11 protein-coding genes are annotated in these 13,216 nt (G+C 38.9%); 10 read left to right on the plus strand and 1 reads right to left on the minus strand.

Features of this window, described 5'->3' with window-relative positions:
- Positions 1-69: 69 nt before the first annotated feature.
- Complete coding sequence (locus MKX49_RS02235; protein ID WP_238141709.1) at positions 70-1,473, minus strand: sigma-54 interaction domain-containing protein; 1,404 nt, start codon at positions 1,471-1,473, stop codon at positions 70-72.
- A gap of 319 nt (positions 1,474-1,792) precedes the next feature.
- On the opposite strand from MKX49_RS02235, the gene speB reads away from it, so the two are divergent.
- From speB to MKX49_RS02285, 10 genes are all read left to right on the plus strand, one after another.
- On the plus strand, positions 1,793-2,791 hold the full coding sequence (gene speB, locus MKX49_RS02240; protein WP_340874621.1) for an agmatinase: 999 nt from the start codon (positions 1,793-1,795) through the stop codon (positions 2,789-2,791).
- Positions 2,792-2,891: 100 nt separating this feature from the next.
- The gene (locus tag MKX49_RS02245) at positions 2,892-4,331 is read left to right on the plus strand and encodes a sodium:solute symporter (RefSeq protein ID WP_323599581.1); all 1,440 of its coding nucleotides are present in this window, start codon (positions 2,892-2,894) and stop codon (positions 4,329-4,331) included.
- The gene (locus MKX49_RS02250; protein WP_323599589.1) at positions 4,331-5,137 is read left to right on the plus strand and encodes a class II aldolase/adducin family protein; all 807 of its coding nucleotides are present in this window, start codon (positions 4,331-4,333) and stop codon (positions 5,135-5,137) included. The genes MKX49_RS02245 and MKX49_RS02250 overlap by 1 nt, the downstream gene beginning before the upstream one ends.
- 89 nt (positions 5,138-5,226) lie before the next feature.
- Positions 5,227-6,216 (plus strand): D-2-hydroxyacid dehydrogenase, encoded by a 990-nt coding sequence (locus MKX49_RS02255; protein WP_340874624.1) that lies wholly within the window; start codon positions 5,227-5,229, stop codon positions 6,214-6,216.
- A gap of 310 nt (positions 6,217-6,526) precedes the next feature.
- Positions 6,527-7,396, plus strand: a complete 870-nt coding sequence (locus MKX49_RS02260) for a 5-oxoprolinase subunit B family protein (protein ID WP_340874627.1) — start codon at positions 6,527-6,529, stop codon at positions 7,394-7,396.
- The gene (locus MKX49_RS02265) at positions 7,393-8,391 is read left to right on the plus strand and encodes a 5-oxoprolinase subunit C family protein (RefSeq protein WP_323599578.1); all 999 of its coding nucleotides are present in this window, start codon (positions 7,393-7,395) and stop codon (positions 8,389-8,391) included. The genes MKX49_RS02260 and MKX49_RS02265 overlap by 4 nt, the downstream gene beginning before the upstream one ends.
- Positions 8,384-8,632: an acetyl-CoA carboxylase gene (locus MKX49_RS02270; protein ID WP_340874629.1), complete on the plus strand. Its 249-nt coding sequence runs from the start codon at positions 8,384-8,386 to the stop codon at positions 8,630-8,632. The genes MKX49_RS02265 and MKX49_RS02270 overlap by 8 nt, the downstream gene beginning before the upstream one ends.
- 31 nt (positions 8,633-8,663) lie before the next feature.
- Positions 8,664-10,016, plus strand: coding sequence for an acetyl-CoA carboxylase biotin carboxylase subunit (locus MKX49_RS02275; protein WP_340874631.1), 1,353 nt, complete (start codon positions 8,664-8,666; stop codon positions 10,014-10,016).
- Positions 10,017-10,021: 5 nt separating this feature from the next.
- Positions 10,022-10,786, plus strand: coding sequence for a LamB/YcsF family protein (locus MKX49_RS02280; protein ID WP_340874632.1), 765 nt, complete (start codon positions 10,022-10,024; stop codon positions 10,784-10,786).
- A 379-nt stretch (positions 10,787-11,165) separates the two neighbouring features.
- The gene (locus MKX49_RS02285; protein ID WP_340874635.1) at positions 11,166-13,205 is read left to right on the plus strand and encodes a sigma-54 interaction domain-containing protein; all 2,040 of its coding nucleotides are present in this window, start codon (positions 11,166-11,168) and stop codon (positions 13,203-13,205) included.
- The last annotated feature ends 11 nt before the right edge of the window (positions 13,206-13,216 follow it).

Genomic DNA, 13,216 nt, shown 5'->3' on the forward strand with positions numbered 1-13,216 from the left:
TTGAATAGCATCTGTGGCTAAAGACTAAGGACCATTCATGGTTTACGGGGGATTTCAGTCCAGATGAATTTACAAATACTTTTTGTATTTCTTTAATTTATAGATGACTGTTGGCTGGCTGATGCCCAAATGTTCTGCCATTTCGTATGTGGTTTTACATTTTTTCCATGCTTTTGCAATCAATTGCCTTTCAACGTTTTCCAATGTCTTCTTTAAATCGAAATTCTCTTCACATTCCTGTTCGATTGCGAGGAAGGTGGAATCTTCAGGGGGTTCCACTTGCCCTGTGATGGATTGTGGAAGGTGTTCGGGAAATATAATTGGCTCTTCGATGGTCAGGATTAACCGTTCAATTAAGTTTTCTAATTCCCGTATATTTCCGGGCCAATGGTAATGGGTCAAGACTTCATAAGTCGATGGATGGATTTTTTTGTATTTCTGGTATTTATCATTGGTTTTTTCTAAGTAATGCTGAATTAAGAGAGGGATATCTTCTTTACGTTCATGCAATGCCGGAATTTGGATGGGAATCACATTCAAACGATAAAATAAGTCCAATCTAAACTTACCTTGACTTACCATCTCCTTCAAATCTTGATTAGTTGCTGCAACTAGGCGGAAATTAATATGGTTTTCTTTTTTTCCACCGATGCGCTTTATCTTTTTCTCCTGTAGTACTTTCAGTAATTTAGCTTGCATGGCAAGTGGGAGTTCCCCAATTTCATCCAAGAAAAGAGTTCCGCTGTCAGCCTGCTCGATCAGGCCTTGCCTCCCTTGCTTATTTGCCCCTGTAAATGATCCCGCCTCATAGCCGAATATTTCTGATTCAAACAAACTTTCAGGTATCGTGCTGCAATTCACTTCGATAAATGGTTCTTTCTTTCGGTTGCTTTGGTCATGAACAGCACGGGCAAAAGTGCTTTTCCCTACCCCGGAAGGTCCTAATAAGAGAATCGTGGCATCGGTTTTTGAAACATTATGGATCGTTTTTAAAATATGTTTCGTTTCATTACTTCTGGCAATCAGATAATGGTAATCCAGTTCCTTTTCTCTTAAATCCTCGACTTCCGTTTGATAGCCTTTAACTTTTCGTTGTAATTGCTCAAATTGATCCTGCAATTGCAGGATCTCGGTTTGATCCTGACCATAGCTGATTACCCTAACGAGGTGACCTTCCTTATTAAAAATGGGATAGCCAGTCGACATGACAACATGACCCGTTTTTGTTTCTTGCATTATGCGTTTCGCTTTCTTTTCCTTTAAAACAATCGCATTGATGGAAGGTGCAAGAAGGCCCTCGCTTTCTAATTGATAGACGGAGGTACCGATATAAGAGTCACTTTTCATACCATAAATCTCCCAAAGCTTTGGGTTGGAATATAAAATGATTCCATCTTGATCGGTAATGAGAATGTTATTATTCGATGTTTCAATAATTTTATTTAGTTCTTCCTCCAGCATATCATCGTACATACGTTACGCTCCTTTGGGTTTTGGGATGCTGCTTAATTAAAATATAAATCAAAAAGTCTAAATAATCAAAATTTAAATCGAGAAACGAGAAAATGATTAAGTTTTTAATCATTTGGTGAAACAAAATAATGAAAAGCCTTATATACCGCAGCGAAATAGTTGGCCTGAATCTTGCTTATGTAAAAGGTAAGAAGAGAATTTCCAAACAAGGGTGTTATGAATATCCATTCTATTAGAAAAGATGGAAGTTTGTATGACATCTGCAAATGCAATGGAGTGAAAAAAATAATAGTAGAATCAGAATTTAGGAGGATGTTACATGACGAAGTATCAACCGAAAGACTCATTCAAATCACCCCGTTTTTGTGGAGTGCGTACGTTTATGCGGCTCCCATTTGTTGAACAGATAGATGAAAATATGGATTTTGTCATTACGGGAATTCCATTTGATTCCGGGCAATCATTTAGGACGGGTGCGAGATTCGGTCCAGAAGCCATTCGCGATTTTTCAATCCTTTTACGTCCTTATAATCCAGAACAAGATATTAATATTTTTGACTATATATCAGGAATTGATTATGGCGATGTTCCGATCATCCCGGGGTATATTTCGGAAACATATAAAAAGATCGAAGAAGAGCTTACCCCCGTCATTGAAAAAGGGATCATTCCGATTTCATTGGGAGGCGATCATTCCATTACACTAGGGGAGTTACGTGCAATCGTAAAAAAACATGGACCCGTTGCCCTGCTTCAGTTCGATGCTCACTCTGACACTTGGGATAGTTATTTTGATCAAAAGTATAATCACGGAACCGTTTTTCGCCGCGCAATAGAAGAGGGGCTCATCGATGTATCGCGATCTCTTCAAATTGGTATGAGGGGCGGTCTGTACGGACCCGAAGATCTTCAGGATGCCCGGGATTTAGGTTTGGGAGTTTACACGACAAACGATTATAAGCGTATCGGGGTCGAAAAGATGTTAAAGGTCATTCATGAGCGTGTTGCGAATGGGCCGGTGTTTTTATCTTTTGACATTGATTTTTTAGATCCGGTTTATGCTCCGGGTACGGGGACTCCAGAAGTTTCCGGTGCCAGCATTGATGATGCTTTAGCCTTGGTGAGAGGATTGACGAATATAGATTTTGTTGGATTCGATCTTGTTGAGGTTTTACCATCATACGATCACGGACAAATCACGGCTGCCGCAGCTGCTAATATTGTCTATGAATTCATCACACTCATCGCACTCGCAAAAAAAGGGAAAATGGAGAAGAAAGAGAGAGTAGGAGATTTGGAAACGCAGCTTAATAATTAGTTTCCTCATTTAACTGTAGAGAAGGAAGGAAGCGGTAAAGTCCTTTCTTCCCTCTTTACAAAGCGATAAGAACAATACAAGCCCAAAAGGAGATGTGTACATGCATATTTTGGATATATCGATCATGATTCTATATTTTTCTGTTTTAATCATTGTGGGAGTAATCGGATCCAAACGGGCAAAAACAGCAGATGATTTCATTGTGGCAGGACGCAATCTTGGTCATTTTATGTATTTATCCTGTTTAGCTGCTGTTATATTAGGGGGGGCTTCCACTCTAGGAACAGCAAAGTTAGGTTATCAGTTTGGGATATCCGGTATTTGGCTAGTGGTGATGATCGGGCTCGGCATTATCGCTATTGGGCTGTTTTTAACAAATAAGATATTTAATTTAAAAGTATTGACGATCAGTGAAATGCTTGAGAAGCGCTACAACTCTCAGACAAGATTGATCAGTGCCCTTGTCTCTGTTATCTATACATTCATGCTGACTGTAACGCAAGTGATAGGGATGGGGACAATTTTACATGTTTTGGCTGGTTGGAATTTAACGGTTTCCATGATAGTCGGGGGCGGAATCGTTTTATTTTATACTATATTAGGAGGTATGTGGTCAGTCACCATGACTGATGTCGTGCAATTCGTCATCATGACGATCGGTATTTTCTTTATCATGCTTCCGATGAGCATCTCTAAGGCAGGAGGGTGGGGCTCGCTTAAAGGAAATCTCCCAGCATCACATTTCGAGTTAGGGAATATTGGCGGAGAGACGATTTTTCAATATTTCCTATTATTTACCCTCGGGGTAGTTGTTGGCCAAGATATTTGGCAGCGTCTATTCACCGCACGAACCAAAGCTGTTTCTCGTGGCGGAACGATTGGAGCGGGGTTATATAGTGTTTTTTATGCGATTGCAATCAGTATCATTGGAATGTGCGCCTTTATTATCCTTCCTGATTTAGGCGATCCCCAAAATGCATTTACCAGTATAGCGATGGTAACTTTACCTGCTGGTCTATTGGGGGTTGTCATTGCGAGTGTGGTATCTGCCCTTATGTCCACAGCTTCAGGTACTTTGCTTGCTTCGTCCACTTTAGTTGTTAATGACATCATTAAAAAATATATTGGTCCAAAAATGAGTGAACGACAATTTTTAAAAACATCCCGAATTACAACTTTAACGATTGGTGTATTGACCATAATCGTTTCGATATGGATTCAAGATATTTTAGTTGCATTGGATGTAGCTTACGCAATTTTATCCGGTGCGGTGTTCTTTCCGATCATCCTTGGTTTCTTTTGGAAAAGGGTCACGGCTACAGCGGCATTTTACTCGATTCTTGCCAGCATGATCGTTATCATTGTCGGATTGGTGATTAATGGACCTTCCTCCACTCAACCAATTCTGTACGGGCTCGCTACTAGTTTTGTCGTCATTACTACGATCACTCTCCTAAGTTCCAATAATGATCATAAAAACGAAAGTGAAGTAAAGCAAGATATAAAGGGTAAAGCTGATATGGATACCATGGCTAATTGATGTTTCAGCAAAAAAACGGAAAAAGATTCAAGGAGGAAAGAAATATGACAAAGACAATTTCCCTGCAACCGGCAACATTCAATACAATGGAAGAAGAACGCAATCACCGGAAGGAACGTTTGGCAGCTTCATTCCGCCTTTTTTCAAAGTTTGGTTTCGATGAAGGGATAGCAGGCCATATTACGGTCCGTGATCCTAAATATACAGACCATTTCTGGGTCAATCCGTTTGGGATGCATTTTAGTCAAATTTCCGTTTCGGATCTTATATTGGTTAATCATAAAGGTGATATTGTAGAGGGGGAACATTCAGTTAATGGTGCAGCCTTTGCCATTCATTCTGAAATTCATAAAGCGCGGCCGGATGCGATTGCAGCGGCACATGCTCATTCGGTCTATGGAAAGACATGGTCTTCCTTAGGGAGACTGTTAGACCCGATTACGCAAGATGCCTGCCAATTTTACAATGATCATGCATTATTTGATGATTTTACAGGTGTGGTTTATGCATCCGAAGAAGGTAAACGCATCGCTAAGGCTTTAGGTCAATTCAAAGCTGTCATCCTCCGCAATCATGGATTGTTAACGGTCGGACAATCTGTAGATTCAGCTGCTTGGTGGTTCATAACGATGGAACGTTCATGTCAAGCACAGATAATGGCTGAATCTGTAGGTAAGCCGATTTTTATAGAAGAAGAGTATGCAAAATTGACTGCAGAACAAACGGGAACGGAATATGAGGGATGGCTGAGTTTCCAGCCTCTGTGGGAAAGGATCAGAAAAGAGCAACCAGATTTCTTGAAGTGACCATGAAGCACGGCATGGTATAATCCCAACGGATTGCCTTCCCGTAAAAGAGGGAAAAAGGAATCGTAGGTTCTTGAGGAGGTTTTATAATGTCCGCTTCTAAGAAAACAGCACCTTCACTTTATATCAGGGTCGATATACCGGAAAAATACATCAATCAGTTTAAGGAGATTTGTTCAGAAGTTGTTGTCGAGCCATGGGAATTCGGCGAACCCGAACCAAAGCCAACGGTTGATTTAACAAAGTTTGATGTCCTATATACGCTGGGGCTTCATGATAATCTTAACATTATAAAAAAAGCTCCAAAGATTAAATGGGTCCATTCAGATAGTGCTGGAGTGGAGGCCATGCTGAATGAAGATATAAAAAACAGCGATGTCATCATCACCAATGTCAAAGGCTGCACATCTGTCCCGATAGCCGAGCATACAATTGCGATGCTATCTTCGTTAGCAAGAGGCGTACCGACAATGATCAGAAATCAAATAAACAAAACGTGGGTTGAAATTCCAGTGAAAGATCTTGAAAATGCGACAGTGGGGATAATTGGGTATGGTGATATTGGCCATGAGATAGCAAAGAGATGTAAAGCACTGGGTATGACCGTTATTGGGTGCCGTCGGAACCCCTCCAAGAGGAACACAGAATATGAACCTGCTGATTTGATAATGGGAATGGATCAAGTGGATGATGTCCTTTCCAGGTCCGACTTTGTCGTCTTGGCCCTTCCGTTTACAAAAGATACTTCATACTTTTTTAATAAAGAACGCTTAAATAAAATGAAAAAAGGCAGCTATGTAATTAATGTCGGCCGAGGTAATACGATTGTGGATGAAGATTTAATTCATTCCTTGAGCAATGGGCACATAGCAGGAGCGGCTCTGGATGTGTTTGAAGTAGAACCTTTACCTAAGGACCACCCTTTCTGGCAGCTGGAAAATGTCATGGTTTCCCCACATAATGCTTACAACTCTTCCAAGCACCTAGACCGCGTGATGGAATTATTCCTGAGAAATTTAAAGCTTTTTTCTGACGGTAAACCCCTAATGAACGTTGTAGAAAAAAAACTTGGTTATTAGTAGTAATGGACTCTTTGTAAGAAAATACTTTATAGATAGTTTTCATTATTGTTGATGAGGACATAAATTGAGAGACCGCAAAAGCCTAGAACGCTTTGTGGTCTTTTTTATATTTTAGACATTATGAACTAGTAATCGGTTGATTTATTTCATTTTTGAAAGATTATATTTCAAAATTGAAATATTAATAAACAGATTTAGATGATTTACCATTTTAATAGTCTGATTATTCAACAAATATTATAGTTTTCCGTTTTGGCATGAGAATTGCAATGGTTTAGTATAAATCCAATAAATGAGGTGAAGTCCATTGACCCGTTACGAATATGGCGGTGATGAGTTTATTTTTGTTGAATTAGCTGAGGCAATGAGTCTTGAAACAAATTTTCAAGCAATGGCCATTACTAAGGCGTTACGAAAAGAGAAAGTATCAGGAATTTTGGATATTTGTCCTTCCAATGCTTCCTATATGATTCGGTTTAATCCAGATCTCATTCATCCAGATGACTTAATTTCAAAATTGAAAGAACTTGGACAATATGTTTCCTTGGAAAACTTTGAAATAACTGCACGTGCAGTAGATGTACCCATATTATTTGAAGATCCTTGGACACATGAGGCATTAATGCGTTTTAGAGATCGACATCAGGATCCAACATCAACAGATATTGAATATGTGGCATATACAAATGGCTTTCATACGAAAGAAGATTTAATTAAATCAATTACGGATGCCCCTTATCTGGTTTCGATGATAGGCTTTGTACCGGGCTTGCCATGGTGCTATCAAATGGTTCCAAACGAACAGCAAATCGAAGCACCTAAATATGTCCGTCCTCGAACATATACGCCAGAGAGAGCATTCGGATTCGGCGGTTCATTTGCCGTTATATATCCGGTTCAAGGTGCAGGTGGTTATCAATTGTTTGGAACTGCTGCAGCACCGATTTTTCAAAAGGAGCAACGTTTACATGATTTTAAAGACTCAATGACCTTCCCGAGACAGGGGGATGTTTTTAGATATCGAAGCATTTCCATGGAGGAGTACGAAGATATTCGAAAACAAGTTGAAAATGGGGAATTCCGTTATTTGACGAAGGATATAACCTTTAGACCTAAAGATGTTCTCGAAAATCCAAATGCGTTTTCAGAATCTGTGATAAGGAGGTTATATGCATGATTAAAGTTATTAACCCTGGCCTTCAAACGACTGTTCAAGATTATGGGAGAATAGGGTTTTATGAAGTGGGTATGCCGCCATCGGGAGCCATGGATAAATACTCCTTCAGGGCAAGCAACTTTCTTGTTGGGAACGATGAAAATGCAGCTGTTCTCGAGATTACTTATATGGGGCCAATCTTAAAATTCGAACAAGATGTAACCGTTGCTATTGCAGGAGGGGAAATACCACCAAAAATTAATGATCAGTATGTTCCAATGTGGGAAACATTAGAAGTTAAGGCTGGAGATGTTCTGTCCTTTGATTTTGTTAAACAAGGAGCCCGGGTGTATTTAGCGGTAGCTGGCGGAATTGAAGTGCCGCTTATTATGGAATCACGGTCCACATATACATTGTGCGGAATTGGAGGTTTCGAAGGAAGACCACTTCAAGCTGGGGACTTTTTGAAAATCGGTAATGCAAACCAATCAAAGATTGCAATCGGAACACGCATAAGTGATGAATTAATTCCGGTTTTCTCAAAAACGAATATAATACGTGTTGTTGTAGGATTGTGCAGTTATCGCCTTACTGAAGAAAGTAAAAAACGCTTTTTCTCCATAGATTGGACGGTTACAACGGAAGCAAACCGTGTTGGCTACCGTTTTAAAGGGGAGCGTTTGAAATTCGTAGAGCGTCAACAACCATTTGGAGCCGGCAGCAATCCTTCAAATGTTGTGGATTTAGGGTATCCTATCGGATCGATTCAAGTACCAGATGGTGTCGAACCGATTGCTTTGTTAAACGATGCTGTGACAGGTGGAGGCTATGCGACGATTTGTACAATTATCAGTACGGATTTAGACAAAATGGCACAAATCAAAACAAATGAGAAGGTACGCTTTGTGGCTGTTGACATTAATGAAGCCCTCGAGGCAAGAAATGAATACAAAGAAAAAATCAATCAAATGAAAAAACAAGTATTAGGACAAATAGGGGGAATCAATCATGGCTGAACAAAAAACAGTTCTATCACCAATTCCAGGAGTATTTTATCGCAAACCCGCTCCTGATAAGGACGTGTATGTAAAAGAAGGAGATACAGTTAAGACTGGTGACGTTCTTGCTATGGTGGAAGTCATGAAAAACTTCTATGAAATTAAAGCAGAAACAGATGGAGTTCTTGGACAATTCTTTGTAGAGGACGAGGACATTCTAGACGCAGGACAGGAAATAGCGGTAATCATTGAACAGTAATCAATTTTGAAGAAGGAAGGAGGAAAAGTAAATGGGCTATTTTAAAAAGGTGCTGATTGCAAACCGAGGGGAAATTGCTAGGAGAATTATTCGTACTTGTAAAAAGGAAGGTATTCAAACAGTCGCTGTCTATTCTGAAGCCGATGCAGAGGCTCCTTATGTCAGTGAGGCGACTGAAGCTGTATGCATCGGTCCTGCTCAAGCGAAAAAGAGTTATCTTGATATTGAAAAAGTGATTCAGGTAGCAAAAGAAACACATGCAGATGCTATTCACCCTGGGTATGGATTCTTATCTGAAAATGCGGAATTTGTACGCAGATGTGAGGAAGAAAATATTGTCTTTATCGGTCCTTCTGCGGAAACGATACACATTATGGGCAGTAAGCTTGAAGCTCGTACCCAAATGCAAAAGGCGGGCGTAAGGGTTGTGCCAGGTACGGATAAAAGCATTGAGTCAGTTGACGAAGCATTGCTGATTGCGAACGATCTTGGCTATCCACTCATGTTAAAAGCTAGCGCCGGTGGTGGTGGTATTGGGATGCAGCTAATTCAAGATGATGACGAGTTAATAAAGGTGTTTGATGCGACGAAGCAACAAGCTAATTCATTTTTTAATGATGGTACTGTCTTTTTAGAAAAATGGATTTCAAAACCTCGCCATATAGAAGTGCAAATTGTCGCCGATACACACGGGAATGTCTTGCATTTATTTGAAAGGGAATGTTCGGTCCAGCGTCGAAATCAAAAGGTTATAGAAGAAAGCCCTTCGCCATTTCTAAATGATACCCTTCGAAAAGAATTGTTGGAAGCAGCCATTCGAGGTGTAAAACAAATCGATTATACAAATGTAGGCACAATGGAATTCATTTTTGATGAAAATCAAAATTTCTATTTTCTTGAAATGAATACTCGTCTGCAAGTGGAACACCCAGTAACTGAAGAAATAACGGGACTAGATTTAGTTGAACTACAGTTGAAAATAGCTGCGAAGGAAAAACTGACGATTACACAGGAAGAGATAAACAAAACAGGACACGCGATTGAAAGCAGACTTTATGCAGAAGATCCTAATACTTTCTTTCCTAGCCCTGGTGTAATTTCTAGGTTGAAATTACCCGAAAACGATGTAAGGTTGGATTTTGGCATCGTTGAAGGCAGTGCGGTGACCCCTTTTTATGATCCGATGATCGGTAAAATAATTGTTCACGGAATAACACGTGATCAAGCAATCACAAAAATGCAGAGAGTGCTTGAAGAAATTGAAGTACAGGGAGTTAAAACAAACCTCTTGCTTCTCAAACTAATCATGAAAAATAACCAGTTTATTAGTGGTAATTATACGACTCAATTTTTAGCAGAAAATAAAGTTCAAGTTGAGGGGTGAAAACTATGTATAAGGTAGATTTGAACTGTGATATGGGTGAGAGCTTCGGCCTTTATGAATTAGGCAATGATGAAGAATTAATGCAGCTTATTACCTCAGCTAATATTGCATGTGGTTTTCATGCCGGAGATCCCCATGTTATGAGAAAAACAGTGGAAATAGCAAAGAAATATGATGTAGGGATTGGTGCACATCCAGGTTTTCCAGATTTATTGGGTTTCGGTCGTCGCTTCATGACCTGTACACCATCAGAAATAAAAGACTATGTGATGTATCAAGTAGGCGCCTTAAGAGAATTCAGTGCAGCAGCAGATGTCAAAATCCAGCATTGTAAACCACACGGTGCTTTATTTATGAAAGCAATGGAAGATAAGACTATAGCACGAGCAATATTAGAAACAATTCATGAAATCGATCCAAATATGATCATATTTGCGCTTAGCCAATCGGAAGTGATGGAAGAAGCGATAAAAATGGGTGTCCCAGTTGCAAAAGAAGCTTATGCTGACAGGGAGCATACTGAAAGCGGATCCATTTTGCTAACGAGAACAGGCGCACGAATCAATGATTATGAAGAAATGGCACAGCGAGTTGTTCGTATGGTCAAAGAAGGAAGAGTCATCACACACGATGGAAAAGATGTTTCCATTAAAGCAGAGACCATTTGTATTCATGGAGATACACCAGGAGCGCCGACTCTGGCTAAAAAAGTTGTAGAAGCTTTAAAAGGGAGTGGCGTCGAGATTGTCCCTATTAATAAGATCATCTAATAAGATACTTGTCCTAAAATGTATATTGGTATAGTAGTGGGGGTCTAATTAATGAACGATGCTCTTTTAAAAAGGACAGTCCTAAAAAAGGATTTATAGATAGTTGACTAGTAAATGACTCCGGTATTGTATGCCGGAGTCATTCTGTTTAGATCCCAATATAACGAATTGTATTGTAATTGCCCTCTAGACTCTCTTCAATTAATTTGTAAACTTCTCAAACTAAGCCGTAATTATTTCACTAGTTGTTGAAACAAATTATAGATATAGTTATCCAAATAATCAAAATTATTTTTATATTAAAATACTTCTAAATGCATATCCTTAACTAAAAAAAGTATAATAAAATAAAGATTTCGTAATCGGGAGGGGGAGTAAGTTGATTATTTGGAACGATATTCTTAAACCGATTTCAGTATATGTTAATATACATTGCACTATTGGAGCTGTCATTCAAAAATTATCAAATCAAAAAACGAATATTGTGTTTGTTAAGGATAAGGGGTCTTTAGTTGGCTATAGTACTATCGAGATTCTAATGAACCAAATTGCTCAAAATGAAGACTTATCAAAGCCAATTATCTATAAAAATGATATTTTAAAAGTCCCACAGTTTTCGCCTGTTGAATTTTTCCATAACGTTACTCTTATTATAGGGGAAGATGCCAATGGAGAAATTATCGGCTTCACTACAATTGAACATGCCCGAAATCAAATCAGTGAGCTGAATTTGAAGGATTTAAATCTCCTTTTACATGGAGCTGGGGTAGGAATTGTCCGAACGAATATCGATTACCAAATAGAATATATTAATGAAACAGCAGAAAGTATTTTAGGTCTCCACCGCTCATTTTTACAGTTTCGAGACTATAAAGTGTTATTAAGTATCGATAAAAACCTTGATAAAGTAATGACTGGGGAAACTCTTATAAATGTGAACGCTTCTATTAATTTTAAATACACAGTTGGGAATTTTTACCCTTTAAAAATGGAAGATAAAATAAAAGGACTCATTCATATTTTTTTCTCGCGTGAAGTTTTCGAGGATTCTGTTAAAGAATTAGACTTTGTTCGAAATCTGAATTCTGATTTACAAACGGTATATGCTTCTTCCCAGGAACAAATTCTCGTCATTGACGAAAGCGGAAAAATCATTCGTGTAGCGGGAATGTTTCTTAACGATTTTTGGAAAGTAGAAAATCCAGAAAACATAATTGGTAAGCATATAAGTGAGTTTACAAGAAAGAACATTTTTCAGCCTAATGTTTTTGAACTATGTCAAAAACAAAAGAAAAAGGTTACATCGATTCAGGATTCTATGGGAAAAAGTAGAGTCTGGTCTGTCGCTACCCCGGTGTACCATGAAGGGAAATTAGAAAAAGTAGTTGTACTTTCAAGGGATATTACACAAGAAAGTCCCTCAATTCATTATCAGTCGGACGAAAGTTCTCAAACTCTACAAGATCATGATGATTTTAACAATAAACAACTTGTTTATCGTTCGAAAACAATTGAGCGCTTAGTAGTAGAGATAAAGCGAGTAGCCCAATTTAATTCGACTATTCTATTGGAAGGTGAATCCGGTGTTGGGAAAGAAGTATTTGTCCACCAAATTCATTCAGCCAGTCCTCGGAGTAACCAGCAGCTAGTCCGGATTAACTGCGGTGCTATTCCGGAGAATCTCATTGAAAGTGAATTGTTCGGTTATGAAAAAGGGGCATTTACTGGTGCAGATAAAAATGGGAAAGCAGGGTTGTTTGAAATTGCTAATAACAGCACGCTTTTTCTCGATGAAATTGGTGAACTTCCTTTAAATATGCAAGTGAAGCTATTACGTGTGTTGCAGGAACGAGAAGTGACTAGAATTGGCGGGACCCATCCGAGACCTGTAGATGTTCGAATTATAACAGCAACCAATAAGGACTTACGAGAGTTGGTGAACCAAGGTGAATTCAGGGAGGATTTATACTACCGATTATATGTTATTCCATTCAGTATTCCGCCATTACGTGAACGAAAAGATGATATCTTTCCCCTCGCCATTTATTTTTTGGAACAATTTAAAAAAATGTATGATATCAAGAAAAGTTTCACCCCAGAAGCCATTGAAGTTTTAGAGACATATTCATGGCCGGGAAATGTAAGGGAACTTCAAAATATAGTGGAGCGCTTAACATTATTGGGCGAGGGAGAATGGATTAAACGGGAGCATGCATTGAAATTTTTGTACGGGGAAGTTCAAAAAAAGAAAAAACAACTATTAGTTTTAGAATTAATGCCGCTTAAAGAAGCGGTAGAAGAATTAGAAACTCAACTTATTCAAAGAGGGATGCAAAAATACGGCACTGCCGATAAATTATCTAAGGTACTAGGTGTTAGTCCTGCGACAATAAGCAGGCGGATGAAAAAGCTGAAATAACAAAGGGGGCG

Origin of the sequence: Peribacillus sp. FSL M8-0224 (assembly GCF_038003055.1) — a bacterium.
GTDB lineage: Bacteria > Bacillota > Bacilli > Bacillales > DSM-1321 > Peribacillus > Peribacillus frigoritolerans.